This is a genomic window from Providencia sp. PROV130 (assembly GCF_028482225.1).
Taxonomy (GTDB): domain Bacteria; phylum Pseudomonadota; class Gammaproteobacteria; order Enterobacterales; family Enterobacteriaceae; genus Providencia; species Providencia rettgeri.
Map to the genome: position 1 here is coordinate 34,949 of NZ_JAMPQC010000006.1, position 18,382 is coordinate 53,330.

18 protein-coding genes are annotated in these 18,382 nt (G+C 36.9%); 1 reads left to right on the plus strand and 17 read right to left on the minus strand.

From position 1 onward, the window contains the following. Window positions 1–29: 29 nt before the first annotated feature. The 4 genes from PSF28_RS05905 to PSF28_RS05920 form a co-directional block, all read right to left on the minus strand. Window positions 30–1,013 (minus strand): PfkB family carbohydrate kinase, encoded by a 984-nt coding sequence (locus PSF28_RS05905; protein ID WP_109912770.1) that lies wholly within the window; start codon window positions 1,011–1,013, stop codon window positions 30–32. Then, the gene (locus PSF28_RS05910) at window positions 1,000–2,019 is read right to left on the minus strand and encodes an ADP-ribosylglycohydrolase family protein (protein ID WP_004907711.1); all 1,020 of its coding nucleotides are present in this window, start codon (window positions 2,017–2,019) and stop codon (window positions 1,000–1,002) included. The genes PSF28_RS05905 and PSF28_RS05910 overlap by 14 nt, the downstream gene beginning before the upstream one ends. Before the next feature lie 85 nt (window positions 2,020–2,104). Beyond that, window positions 2,105–3,376, minus strand: coding sequence for a nucleoside permease (locus tag PSF28_RS05915; protein ID WP_272684779.1), 1,272 nt, complete (start codon window positions 3,374–3,376; stop codon window positions 2,105–2,107). 308 nt (window positions 3,377–3,684) lie between these two features. After that, a complete protein-coding gene (locus PSF28_RS05920) occupies window positions 3,685–5,091 on the minus strand; it encodes a cytochrome-c peroxidase (RefSeq protein WP_272684780.1) in 1,407 nt (468 codons plus the stop codon). A gap of 580 nt (window positions 5,092–5,671) precedes the next feature. On the opposite strand from PSF28_RS05920, the gene PSF28_RS05925 reads away from it, so the two are divergent. Next, a complete protein-coding gene (locus PSF28_RS05925; protein WP_272684781.1) occupies window positions 5,672–7,414 on the plus strand; it encodes a lysophospholipid acyltransferase family protein in 1,743 nt (580 codons plus the stop codon). A gap of 133 nt (window positions 7,415–7,547) precedes the next feature. On the opposite strand, the gene PSF28_RS05930 is transcribed toward PSF28_RS05925, so the two are convergent. The 13 genes from PSF28_RS05930 to yghU form a co-directional block, all read right to left on the minus strand. After that, window positions 7,548–8,393, minus strand: coding sequence for a hypothetical protein (locus PSF28_RS05930; protein WP_109912767.1), 846 nt, complete (start codon window positions 8,391–8,393; stop codon window positions 7,548–7,550). 38 nt (window positions 8,394–8,431) lie between these two features. Continuing rightward, entirely contained in the window at window positions 8,432–8,896 is a 465-nt protein-coding gene (locus tag PSF28_RS05935; protein WP_227024194.1) for a fimbrial protein, read from the minus strand. A 77-nt stretch (window positions 8,897–8,973) separates the two neighbouring features. Continuing rightward, complete coding sequence (locus tag PSF28_RS05940; RefSeq protein WP_110731623.1) at window positions 8,974–9,489, minus strand: fimbrial protein; 516 nt, start codon at window positions 9,487–9,489, stop codon at window positions 8,974–8,976. Then, window positions 9,489–9,971: a fimbrial protein gene (locus tag PSF28_RS05945; RefSeq protein ID WP_247605481.1), complete on the minus strand. Its 483-nt coding sequence runs from the start codon at window positions 9,969–9,971 to the stop codon at window positions 9,489–9,491. Before PSF28_RS05945 ends, PSF28_RS05940 begins: the two co-directional genes overlap by 1 nt. A gap of 13 nt (window positions 9,972–9,984) precedes the next feature. After that, window positions 9,985–10,500, minus strand: coding sequence for a fimbrial protein (locus PSF28_RS05950; RefSeq protein ID WP_228367291.1), 516 nt, complete (start codon window positions 10,498–10,500; stop codon window positions 9,985–9,987). Between the two features lie 9 nt (window positions 10,501–10,509). Next, window positions 10,510–11,112, minus strand: a complete 603-nt coding sequence (locus PSF28_RS05955; protein ID WP_109912763.1) for a fimbrial protein — start codon at window positions 11,110–11,112, stop codon at window positions 10,510–10,512. Window positions 11,113–11,142: 30 nt separating this feature from the next. Beyond that, window positions 11,143–11,931 carry a fimbria/pilus periplasmic chaperone gene (locus PSF28_RS05960; RefSeq protein ID WP_110731625.1) on the minus strand — a complete coding sequence of 263 codons (789 nt, stop codon included), beginning with the start codon at window positions 11,929–11,931 and terminating at the stop codon, window positions 11,143–11,145. A 105-nt stretch (window positions 11,932–12,036) separates the two neighbouring features. Next, a complete protein-coding gene (locus PSF28_RS05965; protein ID WP_272684782.1) occupies window positions 12,037–14,559 on the minus strand; it encodes an outer membrane usher protein in 2,523 nt (840 codons plus the stop codon). 89 nt (window positions 14,560–14,648) lie between these two features. After that, a complete protein-coding gene (locus PSF28_RS05970; RefSeq protein WP_109912800.1) occupies window positions 14,649–15,086 on the minus strand; it encodes a fimbrial protein in 438 nt (145 codons plus the stop codon). Window positions 15,087–15,253: 167 nt separating this feature from the next. Further along, on the minus strand, window positions 15,254–15,790 hold the full coding sequence (locus PSF28_RS05975) for a fimbrial protein (RefSeq protein WP_109912761.1): 537 nt from the start codon (window positions 15,788–15,790) through the stop codon (window positions 15,254–15,256). Between the two features lie 136 nt (window positions 15,791–15,926). Further along, complete coding sequence (locus tag PSF28_RS05980; protein ID WP_272684783.1) at window positions 15,927–16,190, minus strand: helix-turn-helix domain-containing protein; 264 nt, start codon at window positions 16,188–16,190, stop codon at window positions 15,927–15,929. A gap of 38 nt (window positions 16,191–16,228) precedes the next feature. Then, window positions 16,229–16,495: a helix-turn-helix domain-containing protein gene (locus PSF28_RS05985; RefSeq protein WP_109912759.1), complete on the minus strand. Its 267-nt coding sequence runs from the start codon at window positions 16,493–16,495 to the stop codon at window positions 16,229–16,231. 586 nt (window positions 16,496–17,081) lie between these two features. Further along, a complete protein-coding gene (yghU, locus tag PSF28_RS05990; protein ID WP_272684784.1) occupies window positions 17,082–17,921 on the minus strand; it encodes a glutathione-dependent disulfide-bond oxidoreductase in 840 nt (279 codons plus the stop codon). Between the last annotated feature and the right edge of the window lie 461 nt (window positions 17,922–18,382).

The window sequence follows — 18,382 nt, forward strand, 5'->3', positions numbered from 1 at the left end:
AGAGGCTAGGCCTCTTTTTTCTCTGATGATTAATATTGCTGTAAATATGCGGTGAGTTGCTCAGACGAAGGCGCACAATCCCCTCCGCGATGGCTAACTACATAGGATGCGACAGCATTTCCGAGTAACACGGCGTCTTCTAGTGCCCAGCCGGACGCCAATGCCGCAATCACGCCTCCTGCATGGCTATCTCCTGCTCCAATGGTATCGACAACGGTGGTTTCAAATGGTGCCACCCAGCCTGATGAACGACCACTTTCTTGAAAGAACGCGCCTTCTTTGTCGACTCTAACAATCACGGGAACTAAAAATTGAGAATGCCAAATATTGGCTAATGCTTCTGTATCCATTCCTTGATGCGCGATATCAGGGAATAATGTGACGATATGTTCGACTTCTTGGCGGTTCAACGAAATGATTGGTTTTAAAGCCATTAATCGTAATAATTGTGTTTTCGAAAGGTCGGCGATCCGAGGGCCAAAATCGATAAATAAAGTGACGTTATCGGAGAGCGACTCCAGCCATGAAAGCAGAGTTTCGCCACATTTTGCGGCTAGTTGGTAGCCAGAAAGATAGATGATAGTGTTAGATGTAATTCGCAATTCATCTAGGGTTTGGCGTTCCCATTGGTTTTCTACACCGCTAATTGAAAGAAATGTCCTTTCTCCATCGGGTTCAACCAAGGCTAAACACCAGCCATTATCACCTTTATTCGTTTCTATAACGGAACTCACACCTTTTTTATTGAGTTGGTTGCGGATGATATCTGCCCATACACCTTGCCCAATAGGTAATGCATTGAGAGACTGGATACCAAGACGCTGCAAGGCCACCGCAATATTCAGAGCACATCCACCGATATTGACACTTTGCTGGTGCAATTCGATATCACTTCCGCGATAAGGCAGTGAATATGCATCTGCAATCACATCAATAACGGCAGCGCCAATCAGGCAGACAGGACGATGCTCCGCTTGCAATGGAAGATGGGCAATAAGTTCAGCAGTTTTCATAAGCTTTTTCTCTTGCAGTTCTCAATGCCATAAAGGCTTGGCTATACTGTGTAAAATCAAGTTGATTCACATCATCTAATTGTTTTTTGAGCTGTTTATCGATGGCATCAACGCCATGGAGGGCGCCACAAATGGCGGTGGCCATTGCCCCTATGGTATCGGTATCTCCCCCTAAATTAGCACACAGAATGGCACAGCGGTTGGGATCAGTTTCCGCTAATTCAACCATAGCAATGGCGGCAGGAACTGACTCAATGGTGCTCGTACCAGCGCCAACGAGTTGATAAAGCTGTTCCATTGCTTGCTCGGCGCCAATCGTGTTTTTCACCGTGTGTAAAGCAAGTTCAATACGTGCAGCTATTGATGGGCTAAAGGTTGTGACATGCTTTTCTTGTGCTAGCTTCGCAATAGCAGGTAATTGGTCGCGAATTTGCGGCCAATTTTCGCCATCTATCGCTTTAGAAATTGCCCAAGCAATAGCGACCGCCCCCGCAATTGCCACATCCGATTTATGCGTTGGCGATGAGGCGAGTGTAATTTCATCAATAAATTCATCAATAGAATGCGTTGGCAGCAAACAACCGAGTGGGGAAACTCGCATTGCGGCACCATTTGTCATGCCATTGTTTTCTAACTGAGAAATCGGAGTCCCTTGTTTTATTGCCTTTAATGCAATTTTAGAGGTCGGCCCTAAGACATTTTTATTAAAGGCATCAAATTGCTCTGCCCATTTTAAAATATTACGGCCAATAAGTTCAGGACTCACTTTGCCATCACATTCTATAATCGCGTCCGCAAGTGCGAGCGCCATTGAGGTATCATCTGTAAATTCTGCCGTATTGAAGTAGCAAGCTGCATTATTCTCTTTTGGCCCAGGTAAGAAGCGGTCTATCCAACCAAAATGTGCTTTAACACGAGAACGAGGCCATAATTCAGAAGGCATTCCCATTGCATCACCTAAGGCTTGGCCATAAAACGTGCCTAAAATACGGTTCTCTTTGTTCATTATAATTCCTTCAATTTTGGCTAAAAACAGCGCCCTTATGTGTTGGCAGTCGGTCAATAAAGGCGTTTAATTAATGATTGCTTAACTAATTGGATGTGGGTTTTATGCCACTTTTATTAATATCAATTTCTTGAATATCACGGCTCGACTCTTTAAACATCAACATGAAAACAACCGTGATTACGACGATCATAGCAGCGCCGAAGCCCCACATACCGGCCCAGTTAAAGGTCTGGCCGTTGACAGGTTCGCCGTAAGAAAAAAGTTTTTCCATCATTTGCCCACCTAGGCTATAACCCAGTAAGCTACCAAAGCCTTGGCAACAGAGAGTAATTAAGCCTTGAGCCGCTGTTCGCATATGCACAGGCGTCTTTTTGTCGACATAAATATATGCGGTGACATAGTAAAAATCGTAGCTAACTCCGTGTAATAAAATACCGAGGAAGAGTAATCCGTAGGTGAATAGGTGGTCTGCATCGCCATAGATAAAGAAAGCATAGCGAATAGCTGCAGTGATTAAACCAAAAAGTAATACCTTTTTGATACCAAAACGTTTAGTAAAGAAGGGCAAAGCAAGCATAAAGAAGATTTCAGAGAATTGCCCCAAGGTCATCCAACCCGTGGCATTTTTCATTCCAACTTCAGTAAGGTAGCCGTTAGCAAAAATATAGTAAAAGGCTAAAGGCATGGCGAAGAGGAATGAACACACGAAAAATACTAAGAAATTACGGTCTCTTAACAGCACAATGGCATCCAATCCGAGCATGACTTTAATACTCATTTTGCCAGTTCCTTTTGGTGGGGTGTCTGGCAAGAAATAGGTAAAAAAGCCCAGTAAAGCGGAGCTAGCGGCTGTCACTAAGAGCGGAATATTAGTCGCAGAAATATCACCAAAGCCCATCATGGAAGGTAAGAATCCACATGCAATGCCTGATGCAATCCAGCCGATAGTCCCCATTACACGAATACGAGGATAGTCACGTTCCACATCTTCCACATTGGAAAAAGCGATACTATTGGTGAGCGCAATGGTTGGCATATAAGTTAATGCGTACGCCAAGAGTAGAGGGAAAAAGCTAGAAAATTCAGTTTGCTGAGCTGCGAAAAACATAAAGACTGCCCCTGCAAACATCAGTACTGCCAGGACTTTTTGCGCGGCAAAAAATCGGTCAGTAATTGAGCCTACAAGGATGGGAGAGATAATTGCAGCAATGGCTGTACAGGCGTAAGACCATGCTATTTGAGAGGGGGTGAAGCCACTTTTATTCAAAAATAGCCATAAGGGAACAAACCAAGCCCCCCATATAAACCATTCAATGAACATCATGAATGAGAGTTTTGCTGTTGTTTTTTTCATCTTTCATTCCTTTATACGGCTAATTATAGGTATTGTAGGGTACAGCAATGACAATACCATTTAATAATACCTTTTAAATACCATTCAATGAAAACTTTGAGCTAGTTAACATTGTTTCGTATAAATTGGGAAACTGGGATCGTTTAAGTAATAACACAGTGGGAAATAGATACGCGATAACGTGAATTGCTTTGAATATAGATTAAGTCGGGGTTGTAGGTAGCCTATACGGCAGTTTTAAATAAAAAATAGCACCGCTATTATTTGAGCGGTGCTATTGGTTTTTCATATCAATTAGCTATTGATATTTACTGTTGTGATTCACCTTGTTGTACATACGGTGTATACACACCCGTTAAGCTTTCAAGAAAGGCAACAATATCATCGACATCTTTTTGTGGCAGTTCTTTACCGACTTGATAACGCAGCATCAGTTTCACTGCTTCATCTAAGGTAGCCACATCTCCACGGTGGAAGTATGGCGCGGTTAGCTCGACATTACGTAGTGTTGGGACTTTTTGGCGTAACTTATCGCGCTCATCAGAGGTGACATTCATGCGACCAATATCTTGTGCGGTAATTTCACCGAACTCATAGTCTTTTTTCAGGCCCAGAGGTTCGAAGGAACGACCACCTAAGATCACGCCACCATGGCAGGTTGCACATTTGTTCTCTTTAAATAACTGGTAACCATGGAGCTGTTGTGCGGTTAATGCAGTTTTGTCGCCTCTTAACCAATTATCAAACGGAGAGTCTGGGGTGATTAAGGTTTTTTCGAACTCAGCAATCGCATCTGTGATGGTATCACCCGTAAACCCTTCTGGGTAAACTGCATCAAAATCTTGTTTTAAGACAGGGTCTTTATCCAATTTTTCAATGATTTCATCCCATGATTTTGATGCCATTTCGATAGGATTTAATGGTGGGCCACCGGCTTGCGCTTGTAAATCAGGCGCTCTACCATCCCAAAATTGCTCGACATTAAATACAGAGTTAAACACCGTTGGCGCATTGATTGGGCCTACTGCGCCACCAACCCCAATTGACGTTTTACGGCCATCAACACCACCTGCATTGAGTGCGTGGCAGTGCGCACAAGAAATCGTGCTATCCCCTGACAGGCGTGCATCATGATACAAGCGGAAGCCTAATGCGACTTTTGCATCATCGACATCCAGTGATTTTGGAATTGGTTGAATCGGTTCGTTACGGTGCTCAGCAGCGGTATCTTGGCTGGCATAGTGCTCTTCTCGCTGTTTAGCTATCCAATTCAAAAGGTTATTACGCTCTTCATCACTGACGCTACTTGCCCAATGAAGTGCAACATAACGAGTTGGCGGCATGGTGTGGTTCTGCATAACCCACTCAATTTTATTTAATTCACTTTGTGGTACAGGTTCTCCTGCGATGAGTGCAGCGCGAGCAGCCTCAAGGTTGAATGATTTATAACCTAGCTGAATATCGTATTCCATCAGTTGCTTAGCAATGGGGAACGATGCGTAGGCAGGTAAATCAGTTGACGGCGTGTGACAGTAATCGCATCCCTTTTCAGCGAAGAATTTGAGAACTTGATTATTTTCTGCAATTTTAGATGTCTGAATGTCATTATTTTCTCTTCGTTGATTATCGTGATACCACACATATCCAGATAACCCAAAATAACCGAGTAAAAGCAAAAATATGACAGCGACCGTAATGCGAGTAAGTTTTTTCATTACACTATCCTTGAAAGATTGCGGTCAAATATATTTAAATATTTTTTAATTAATATAATTCTACAGCCGGACTATCATGTATAAATAAGGTCGAGAGGTTCTTGATTTTTATCAATGATGGCCATCGGTTTAAGCAATTGCTGAAATAAGATTTGCCTATCAATAAGAAAAAAGTTAAAAATTAAACTTATAATTAATTTTTATTTAATTGAATTTAAAGGGTATTTTTTGTTTCTTATCTTATTGTAATAAATTTTTAGTTCAATTTAATTGGTGGGTATTTATAAATAATAAATTCTGAATTATTCAAATAAATTAAGTAAAACTAATCAAAAAATTTAGTTTTATACTTTTTTAATTGTTGTGTAATAAATGCATATTATAAAATGAGTAAAATATAAATTATTCAAGAAAGCAATATTCGGAAAAATTATTGATTTTAGATAACTATAATATTAGTAAATGAAAAGTAATGATCTACATCATCATTTTTGTGCTTTCACCATTTTGTCATAAAATAAACATATTGTTGTTATGAATCTGACTTAAGTTCGTCGTAACTCAGTTAGGAGATAGCATTATGTTTAGTGTCGATACCCTGCTGCACGATATTTTTCCTCATCAAACACCAGGCAAATGGAAACGTCGTTTATTAAAAAAGCTGCTGTTTGAACAAGAATTTCACCAATTTGCCCAAGATTATCCGCACTTAAAGGGCTTGGATCTTATTGAACAAATCATAGAGTTCTTTGATATTTCTTGCGAAATGGTTGAGGGGGACTTAGAAAATATTCCAACTCAAGGTCCTGTTGTCTTAGTTGCTAACCACCCGATAGGTTCACTCGATGGTCTTGCACTATTACGTGCAGTTGCTGCCGTTCGTCCTGATGTCAAAATCGTGGCAAATCAGTTCCTCAATTATATAGAGCCACTAAAAAGCTTATTTATTTCAGTGGATAATATAAATAACCGAACCAGTCGGCAGCAGGTTGAAGCAATGCAACGGCATTTGGATAAACAAGGGGCATTAATTGTGTTTCCTGCGGGTGAAGTCTCTCGGTTTGGCCGTAAAGGGGTTCGTGATGGCCACTGGCGTACAGGTTTTTTGCGTTTAGCCGCAAAGGCCAGAGCACCTATTGTCCCCATTCATATTCAAGGGCGAAATAGCCATTTATTCTATTTAACCTCGTTGGTTTACAAGCCGTTATCGACTTTAATGTTAGTCAGGGAAATGTTTAAGCAGCGAGGAAAAAGATTAAAAATTCGTATTGGTGGCAGCATCCCATTTATTCATTGGCATGATGGCCATACAGCGGCTCATGAGCTAGCAGGGCGCTTTCGTCGCCATGTCTATTTGTTGGGAAAAGGTAAGGAAGGGCTATTTACCAGCGAATCACCAATTGCGTTGCCAGAAGACAGAATTGAATTAAAAAAAGCGCTAGTGGTCTGTGAGCGGCTAGGAACATCTCCCGATGGGAAAGAGATTTACCTTTATCACCGAAACCAAGAGGTAAGGTCGCCGATTTTACGAGAAATAGGTCGATTACGTGAAATAGCATTTCGTGCTGTAGGGGAAGGTTCAGGTAAGCGCCGTGATTTAGACAGCTATGATGACGATTATTATCATCTGGTATTATGGGATGAAAGTGAACTTGATATTGTCGGAGCTTATCGGTTTATACCCACTAAAAAGCAAATTGATACCAAAGGTTTGCAGGGTATTTACAGCTCTAGCTTATTTCATTATGACCAAGCCATGATGCCAATATTAGCGCAAGGTATTGAGCTTGGTCGGAGCTTTATTCAGCCTAAATATTGGGGAAAACGGGGTTTAGATTATTTATGGTTAGGTATTGGCGCGTATTTGGCGAAATACCCACAATATCGTTATCTTTTTGGCCCAGTATCTATTTCTGGCTCAATGCCGGTTGCGGCGCGTGACTTACTGATTACTTTTTATCGGCTCTATTTTTCGGCGCAACACAGCATTGCACAGTCACATCAGCCATATCCAGCTTCTTTGCCACAGGTATTAGCCCAATTTTCAGGGGACAATTACCACGAAGATTTAGTTAAATTGAAAAGCTTACTCAATAACATTGGCTGTTCGATTCCGACGCTTTATAAGCAATATACTGAATTATGCGAGCCGGGTGGCGTACAGTTTATGGATTTCGGTACAGACCCCGCATTCAATGATTGTATCGATGGCTTGGTACTGGTGGACTTAACCAAATTAAAACCCGCACGCTATCAAAGATATATTGGAGTACATTTGGTTTCACAAGAAGAGTATAAAGGGCAAGTGGAAGAGGGGGACTAACCCTCTTTCACTATTGGGCCATTAAGGTACAGGAACGGCTTTGCTTTTATAGGTAACTATAAGTTAATAAAGTTATTATTGGCAGTTCTTGCTGTGCTTTATTTATTTAACATTCATATTAGTAATGTGTTTGCTAATTGAAAGAAAACAAAATAACTGCATTAGCGTTAAACTTACCTGCAGATGTGAACTTACCTGTTGTGGTTGCCTTAAAATTAAGTGGTGCTATTTGCCCTCTAGCAACGCTCTTATTATTGATATCCAGTGAAACTTGATTGACTGAAATATCAACAGGAAGATTACTTAAATAGGGAGTAGCTAATAAGCTAGCCCTTATATCAACAATATTGGTGCAGCTAAAAGCCCCTGTAGCTTCTCCAGACCAAGAGCCATTTTGGCCACTAACTGCGGAACCCAGATCAATACTCGTAGGGAAGCTAAAATTACAAGAAGTGTTTGATGGCGGTACTACCCCACAGGCAGCACTAGGCAATAAAGTGCCATAAGAAGTTCCCCAAGTTGAGATTTGAAAAACTTGGAACCCGTAACAAACCGATGAGAAGTCTGTATTTGGATAATTACCCCACATGCCAGTAACTGTTTGTGTATTGGCGGTGCCGTATTGTAGTTTCCAAGCATTAAAAGCATCCAGTGCCGTCCCATTATTGCGGATGATGACTTTTTGTTGCATGCCATAGGGTAAATTTATACCTCCAAATGTTTTAGGATCAGCGCTAGATCCCCGGTAATCATATGGGCCAACGGTTACAACACAACCTGATGGATTAAAGCAAATTACACTATTGCTATCTTCATTAGGCCATCCCCATTGAATAGTAACATCATTACCATTTCTTTGAGTAAATGCGCCCCAACTTACAGAATAAGCATTTATATTATAAATAAAGATTGATACAGTAATAAAAATTATTTTTATTACTGTAGCTTTATAATCGCGAATTATTGCTGAGATTTTCATTTTTGAATACCTATGATTTAAATGTAGCTTTTATACTTTTAGTTGTATTCTAAAAAGAATGTTAACGTTGATATAAATGTTCCATATGAAATTGTTTTATTTGCTAATGCAGAATGCTCTCCTTGGATAAAGGCTTTAAGTTTTATTTCGTTATTACCTGCTGACAATTTCTGTGTGTGATCTTTTTTGTTTATATCGATTTTTTCTCCAGTATCTGTTTCTAAACCAATAGCAATACCATTAGCTTGGCTTGCTGGGTCTAGTGCAAGATATCCAGGTAAAAAAGAGTTTTCATTGCCATTAAATGAAGCATTAATTTCACGACCTAAAGATAAGTCACAGTTAATTAATCGAATACTAAATGATTCACTTAGCGTGCGGCTATTTAAATAAAGATATTTATCTGCGATTGTTCCGAAATCTAATGTAATTAGTTCATCTCCGGGATATAGGTCACAAGTATCTTCAACAAATATACCATCAAAATTAATTGTTTCGGCCATAGATGGTAAGGAGTAGCATATAAATACTGTTAAAAATAATAAATTATAATATTTTATTGTCGAGAACATCATAATTCCTATTGAAATGTAATGGTTAATGTCGCTGTAGCATTGAATGTGTCTCCAATAAGTTTAGTTCCTGCTTTTTTGACAATAACAGCGGATAAAGCGGGTAATGTCTTTTGATCAATTACAAATGCTTTATTTAAAGTGATAGGTTGTCCATCCTTTTGAATTTGGATACCTACATTATTTCCATTTTGATCAGATTTAACTTGCAGTGTTGCATCATCAAAACCTGCACCTGCTGCTATACCAGATAATGTTAAAGAGATATTCCAAGGTTGTGTTAGATCGCCATCGCAAATAAGTTCATAAGGAATTTTTTCCTTATAGTGTATTCCATCAACCTTATTAACACCGACTTTACCAAATGAAACTTTGATAGGATCGCTATGACTTAATCGACATTTTGGCGGTATAATTAACGAACCATCAAATCCCCAATTAGCATAGGTTATATTTGCTAAGAATATTAAAAGAAAACAACATATCTGATACTGAATTTTATTATTTATTGAGTTGTTTTTCATTATTGATAGTCCACATTAAGAGTTGCTAGTGCAGTGAAATCTCCGCCATCGGAATCATCAAAACTTGTTGCAACATTTTGTACAGGACTAACCTCTAATGATGGTAATTCGAAATAATTAAAATTTATTTTTTTATTAATATCTTGTTTTATACCATTAATATAGAAGCTTAATCCTAGCTTTGGGTTACTGGTCTTGAGAATGCCATTATTAAAATTACTAGGGTCACCTTGAATACTTAACGTTAGGTTATTCATGGCTAAATTAGTGCAAGTTAATTCAAAAGGTAATTTATGCTTATAATTTACTCCATCAATCCTGCTTAATAATATATCTCCAAAATGAATCATTGATTTTTGACTGTTATTTAAAATGCATTCAGGAGGCGTGATAATTAGATTTCCATTAAACTCCACAGTGAGTGAAGATGAATAAGAAAAAGCACTAAAAACTATTAATATATATAAAAATTTAATTTTCATATTGGCTCTTAATTTATTGATATTCAATTGTCATAATCATTTCTGCATTAAAATCCCCAGCGTCACTTAGCATTGAACCACTTGGTTTTATGGGAACGGCATAAATAGAGGGCATAGCACCATAAATAAAATGAATATTTGAATTGTTGGATACTATATTATTATCTTGATAAATGGCGATACCAAGGTTATCTCTATTCGTTTTTATTGCATCAACACCATTAACTCTAAAGTTAGTCCAACTCAATTTCATTTTTAATAGATTAGTAGATAAATTTGTGCATTGTAAATTGTAGTTAACATTCGTTTTTTTATATGATGACCCATCGATTAAATCTTGCTGGACATCGCCAAAGTCAACATTTAATGTATTTCCTCCTACAAAACTACAATTAGGGGGTTCTATGACTGTAATTGTTAAACCAATAGAAGCCATTGAAGCGCTGGCTGTATTAAAACATATTAATATAGAAATAATGCTAATAAAAACCTGCGATTTAAATAATAGGTATTGATATGATGGTTTCATATTTTTATCCTAGTCATAGACTAATTGGAATCTTATATTTGCTTGATAGTTACCAGCATTAAAATGACTATTAATTCTCACCGGAGTAATGTAATAGGTTAATTTATTATTGCCCATTGATAATAGTTTTGGCCTAGTAAAAACACCTGGTTTAATTTTTTTAAAATTTTCATCATTTAACTCGAGAGCAATGCCTTCAGCACCATTTACTTTTATTAATTTGCTATCTGTATTATCTGATACAGCAAGAAAACGAATTCTTACGGCTGGCATGTCAGAGCTCCAAGTTATATTACCTTGTTGATCATGATTACGACTTTCACTCCTTAAACAATCTTCTAATTGAATATTAAAAGGAACAGGTGTGCCTTTATGCCCTAGAAATTTAAATGCTGAAGAACTATTTGTGCCCAAATCTACTGTTTGAAATGCAGATTGCGTGGCTAATCTACATGCACTTTCGGTAAGCACACCTCTAACCTGTAAAACACCATTGGCACCATCAACATCCCAATTATCAACTTTACCAATATCAGTAGCTAATGTCTGAAAGGCAAGTGTACTGAAAATAATCCCTATTAAAGGAGCGCTATAACTCACTATTTTACTCATACCTTCCTCTATTACTATTTGATAGATAGATTATTTATTACTTGGAGATACCTTGCATTCATTTGCTTGGCAGTTAAAACTAAGATTAGGACGGCCACCATAGTCATTGATATATGTTAGTACTGGGGTATTACCTAATGTTGCAACATCGACACCTAACGGCTGGCTATTTTTGGGAGCGATCATAATTGGCTCGAAGCCTTTTACGGTATCACCTTTAATTTTCTTTGCTGCATCAATAATGGTTATATAATAAGGCGTCGGATTAAATGCAATATATTTGCCGCCTTGCTGTTTTAAAACCAATTTTTCTTGCCATGGGTTATCGATATCATTCTTAGTTGGAATGATAGGTGTTGGCCTATAAAAAAGTTTTATTCGTGTTTGTAATGCAAGTTGCAACGTATTTGCTTTATCACTTCTCGGTGGAATCTCACGTAAATTAAAATAATATACTGACTCAATATCTTGCGGTAATTTTTCTATGCTAGCTAAGGGTTGAATTCTTATTTGACTTTTATCTCCAGGCTCAACACGTTGTACTGGAGGTAAAACAGTAAATGGATCATTAATTTTTTCACCCTGTGCATTTTCAATCCAACCTTGAGCAAGATAAGGTAATGTTTTATTTTCATTACTAATATTCAGGCTAATCGATTTCTCATTACCATTAATAATTGCACGAGTGCGATCTAAGGAGATAGCCGCATTTGCTGTCGATATACTCATCAAAAAAATAGTTGCCAATATAACTTTATAACTATTAACTAATTTTTGGTTAGGATGGGTATCCTTTTTATTTATATTTAATTTTTTCATAAACGATATAATCTCTTTAAGTTTAATTTGATAAAATTTATTATTGCTTACTTTATTGGTTTAAATAACTAGCATTAATGGTTTTATAATGACATGTGTGAAATGTTATTTTATACATGGTAATAGTAATGTATTTGCTAAATTTATTTCTGATGAAACACTATCCGGTAATGTTATATTGCACTGTATTTCATTATCCCAAGAAATATTCAATTTTTCTTTAGGATTTAAACCTGATAAATAAACGCTACCTTCATCACTAATTATTCCAACTTGCTGTTTACGTGCATTTAATACAATAGCGCCAAATGGAGGAGCACTATTATCCGATAAACGAATAGTCGCCATTGCGCTGTTACCTGTTATAACATCAAACTGGCGATAGCCAATAGCGCCTTCTGTCAATGTCCCTTGTTTTACAGAATGGGTAATTTCTGCCTTATTAGGTAAAAGATTCAAATCCACATTAATATTGCTACGGTAATAGCTATTAACATCAGCAATGACAGCTTTGCCAAAATAATTTGACCGTGTCACAATTCCATTACCACGCAAAGGGATGTACGGGACACCACTGGTGTCAACAAAAACACGCGAAGCACCCAATTGGTTACTTCTATGGAGTGCTACCCCATGTTGTGTTGCCGTTAATCCACCTTGTATTGATAGCCCGGCGGAACGGTAACGATTCTGTTGGTATGTCGCATTTGCATTAACCTGAGCCATATCACCTTGATATGTATAGTACCCGCCAATAATTGCTCCTGACCGTGCGACCCCAGTATTAATTTGGTAGTTACTACGCTCATTAATGCGGTCATAATAATTTATATTCTGCGTTGTATTACTTTTATCCCAGCTACTGTTAAAACTGACTGTAGAGGTTTCACCCCAAGGCACAGATAACGCAATATAAACGCCATCATCATTTGTGTTTTGGTAGCTAGTACGGAATGCTGTCAAGTTAACGCTTAAATTTTTAAATTTTCCGAGATCAAAATATTTAGCTAATGATAAACTATAGCGGTTATTATCGGGTTGATTCCAATATGTCTGGTGGTAAAAATTTAAGTATGTGCTCAATCCACTGTCGCTAAACTGTTGATTATAAGAAATGGTATACATCTCTTTGCTATTATATTGTCGAACGCCACTCATTTTTGCATTGAGGTATTCAGGCATACTCATAAAGTCTTTTTCTGAAAAACGATAACCCGCAAAGGTAACTTGGCTGTTAAAATCTTCAAAACGCTTTGAATAACTCAATCTATAAGAGTTTCCGTTATAACTCGTTTCGTTATTTGAAGTGATTTCTTTAATTTTTGCATGTGTTCTTGTCGCATCAAATGAAAGAGCTCCAAATTGCATGAGATCGCGACCAATTCCCAACGTTGCTGAGATATATTTTTGTGAAGCAATCGTGCCACCATATAAAGACCAACCATTATTAATTCCCCACGAATACTCGCCGCTAGCGAAATTATCACCATTAATTCGATGATTGGAATCACTAGGTCGCCCTGCAGCAATTTTATAACGAACTTGCCCTGGTCGAGTAAGGTAGGGAATACTCGAGGTATTTACTGTAAAAGTTTGCGTTTTACCATTTTGTTCCTCTACTCTTACATCTAATTCACCCGATAAAGCATCATTGAGATCTTGAATGCGAAAGGGGCCAGCAGCAACTTGAGTTTGGTAAATAGTGCGGCCTTGTTGGCTAATAATAACGGTTGCATTACTATTGGCCACTCCTGTAACTTCAGGAGCATATCCCCTTAAATTGGGGGGCAACATATTAATATCAGTAACTAAACTGAGCCCTGTGAATCTAAAACTGTCGAAAATATCGGAATTTAAATAAGATTCACCAAATGTTAGCTTTGCTCCTAATGATTTGATATCCCGAAAAATATAAAAACGATTCCAATCAAAAGAATGTGTTGACTCAGAAGATGGACGCTTCTCAAACCGCGTTTGCCAATCAGCTCTGAATCTCCATGGACCTAAATTTATTCCTGCCACTCCGTTACCATTAGTGGTATAGCTTGTACTTTGGTGACTACGTATCTGTTGATTCGCTTGCGCGTTTAGATTGTAATCAAATAAAGCTCCCGATATACCATCTTCCCAACGAGTGGGTGGATCCCAATTATCTGCTGTATATTCTAAATAGGCTTGAGGAATATTAATATATAGCGTTGATGTCGATAAATCGGCCTTTGTAGTTGCACCAGATAAGCTGTTTAAATCTAGGCAGGAGTCATTATGCCACCAGGTCAACGATGATAATATTTTGGGCTTTAGTCCAAACTTATCAACTAAGCTGGGATCTAAACATACTTTACTGTCATCAATATCTTCATCTGAGTTATAATAAAAAATACTTTGCTCAGATAATATATTCTTGTTTACATGAACACTAAAAGTGTATTCTCCTGGCATAAAATAACCAGTTTTAGAGAAACGGCTTAGATCAATATTAGCACGATCATTTATATCTAAAATATCTGTATTAAATTCTATATTAGTAGAGGCGAATCCAGTATTACAGATGATAGTTATCATGCCAGCTAATATATATAATCGATTAGCTGATGATAATTTAATATGGATTTTATGATGCGCCATTATACTTGACCTTATTCAAACTCATTTATAATAAGAGAAGGTATCTCCTATTTGGAAAAATGTTCATGTGGACAGCGTTATTTTCGATATTACTCATAATCTAATTTATACTTTATTAGACTAAAGTAATTACCTGGTTCTAAAACTTTATTATTTCTTATTAATCGTAGGTTGTAATTTAAATCACGATTGCCATCAGTTAATTCTTGCGATGACATTACCTTTCCTGGATAAACGACTTCACCATCAGCACTACTAATTTCAATGCCAAACCCTTCTGCTTGTCCATTGACAGTAAACAAATTACCATCATGAACTCCATCAAATGTTACTGTAAAATATTGCCAGTTTGGTTTTTTTGTTTCAGTTCTTTCGAGCACACAATTAATTAATTTTATTGAAAATTTTTTTTTGTTACTTTGGCCATCACGAATCATTTGCGATATAGATAAGCTTCCCATTTCAATGGTTTGATCTCTGCTACTTATATCAATAGAACAGGCGGTCTCAATAATACTTCCATTCATTGTAATTAATGATTCAGCCGAACAATATGATGACAAACTAGTTCCTAATAATAGAATGAATGTCAACCATGAAAATTTATATAGCATATTTTCGCTCTATCATTATGCCCAATGAACCTAAAAACCTATCCATGTGTTTTTAGGTTAAAATTAGAAGGTGGCTAATTTTATTCGTAAGATAAAGTGAAGTCTGCTACGGAACTGAATTCACCAGCAGTAATAGTTGAAACATCACCACCATTACCTTTCAGGTATGCAGAGAATTGTAATGTGTTACTACCATCCTGAATTTGTTGGAATGGCGTTGCTGTATTAATCGTAACAACTTCACCGTTACCGCTAGTGATTTGAACGCCTGCACCACTACCTGTACCTACAATACCTAACGTTTTATTATCTTCATCGAATGCAGCAGATGCACCAGTAAAGGTTAATTGAACACCTTTAGTTAAGCTGCTAACGTTACAGTTTTGTAGTGCGATCTCAAATGCCTTAGGTGATGATTTTCCGCCATCGGCTAAAGCCATATTAGAGATTTGGCCTAATTCAATTGTTTGGTCAATACTTTCTGGTGCAATTGAACATGGCGCTTCAATAATCGCACCTTTAAAAGTAACTTTACCGTGGCCTTGGTCAGCCGCATTTGCTGCAGAAGCGCCGCCTAAAACTAATAAGGTGGCCATTGCAATACTTTTGATTTTCATCAATCTTTTCCTTTACTGTTAAATATATAAATATGATTATTGTTAATCTCATTATGTTAATTTCATAGTGAGATTAATTAATAACAATCAGAGTTAATTGCTATTAATTAATAATAATTTCGTTTGTCATTGAATATTACAATAATGCTCTTGAATCATTGACATATAAGATTTCTTTTTCAATTTCTGACTTTAATTTAGATAAATCTAGGTCAATATGGATTGTTAACTCGATTAATTTTTCAAAACTTAGTTTTGTTGCTCCTCGCTCATATCTTGATACTTGTTGTTGACTTACATTTAGTTTTTTTGCTAATTCAGCTCCACTAATTCCTTTTTTCTTTCTCAATCTTTTTATTAAATATCCTAATTTTATATTTACATTTTCTTCATCATTCATTTGCTTTACCTAAATGTGAGGATTGAAAATATGATGAGTTAATCTTTTTTAAAGAAGTAACAGACATCTACCTTAAAATACACGGATATCAACATGATTTTAGATGTTGATATATCACTAAGGCCATTTTCGTAACGTGATAATTGTTGTTGAGATATACCTATAATTCTGGCTAAATCAGATCCACTTAACTGATATTCTGATCTTAGCAATTTAATTTTTTTACCAATATTCTTGGCAACTATATGCGTAATGTTTTTTTTGTTTTCTAAAACAGTTAAGCAAGTAAAAATAGAGTCCTTCATTTTATTAGGATACCAATTTAAATTTCAATTTTTGGATTGCTGTTTAATTTGTGAATATAGATTACTCTTGATAAAGGTATTTTCTAAATATAAATAATCAGTATGCTAAATCGATAAAATCGATTAATTACAATACATGTATCTAATTACAAGCTAAATAAGTGATGCTCTAATAATGACTTGTTTAATAGCTTGAATCTTAAATAAAAATAAAAAACATTATCAATTGAATGGTTATTTTTATAACATATTGTTAATATGATTTTTTTTGAAACAAAATATCAATATAAGATTATTCTTACTAAAATAGTTGTAAATTTTGCATTTATTAAGATATTTCTGTTCATTTTGGAACATTATTTTTGGAGGGATACTAATAGAATTAGTATTAATTGTATAAATAAGACTATCTGAATGTGATTTATTACCTTCATATTTAGATATTTTAATGGAGATATGTTATTTAAACAGTTGTGACTTTAACCAAGGGTATTTGGTTTTAGGGGAATAATACTGTGCTAGTTGGGGAATACTGAGACTTAAAATCGATAAATCTCAGTATTGGTAATGGTAATAAACTTAATAACTAGCTTATATCACTCGCATCGTGGCGTTCGCGTACTTGTTGTGCAGGGTCACCTTGTAGGCGATTAACCCGGCGACCTCGCTGTACTGCTGGGCGTGCATAGATTTCATCAGCCCAACGAATAACATTTTTATATTCATGGACAGATAGAAATTCTGCGGCATCATAAAGCCAACCTTTCACTAATGCACCGTACCATGGCCAGATGGCGATATCAGCGATGCTGTAGTCTTCCCCTGCAACATATTTATGTTCTGCTAAACGCTTGTCTAACACATCTAATTGACGTTTAGTTTCCATGGCAAAGCGGTTAATTGGGTATTCAAACTTTTCAGGTGCGTAGGCATAAAAATGCCCAAAACCGCCACCAGCAAAAGGTGCTGAGCCCATTTGCCAAAATAACCAGGATAAGGTTTCAGCTCGTTCCGGCTGAGTTGTGGGTAAAAAAGCAGAAAATTTTTCGGCTAAATAGGTCAGAATCGAGCCTGACTCAAATACTCGGATAGGCTCCTTGCCGCTTCTGTCGACTAAAGCGGGAATTTTTGAGTTAGGGTTAATTTCAACAAAACCAGAACTAAATTGGTCGCCTTCACCAATGTTAATTAGCCAAGCGTCATATTCTGCCTCTTTAATGCCAAGGGCTAATAACTCCTCTAACATGATAGTGACTTTTTGCCCGTTCGGCGTTCCTAAGGAATATAGCTGTAGTGGGTGCTTACCTATAGGTAAAGATTTTTCGTGAGTTGCACCGGAAACTGGACGATTAATATTGGCGAATTTTCCGCCGTTACCTTGCTCCCATTGCCAGACTTTTGGCGGAATATAGGGGGGGTTTGCCATGAGTTATCTCCTTAACCGTTTTCAAAGGTGGTGATTGTTTTCTCATCAATCTTTTCATTGCGAAGGTCTTTCACTGTAGCAAGCCCTAATGAATTCGCCACTGTTTTTATCGTATTTGGTTTGGTGGGAAGGCTAAATAGCACAGAGTGCAAGAATATATAGAAGATAAACAGATGAGTTAAGTATTAGTGCTGAGCGACTTTTTAGTCTGGGAGTCATTGTTTATACGCACAATGATAGTTGAGTTATTCATCGAAATTAGCACATGTTTTGAATGGTTAGGTAATAACAAAAGGTAAATATGCTCGTGCATAATAAAAAATCAGCGCTTGAAATAAGACTTAAGTGAAAAAATTGTTAACAAACGCGTTGTGCAGATCACTAATTCAAATAAAAAAAGGGTGTGAATAATTTGTGAAGATTGGCACTAATTTGCTGGGGTGTATTTTATACATTGATAG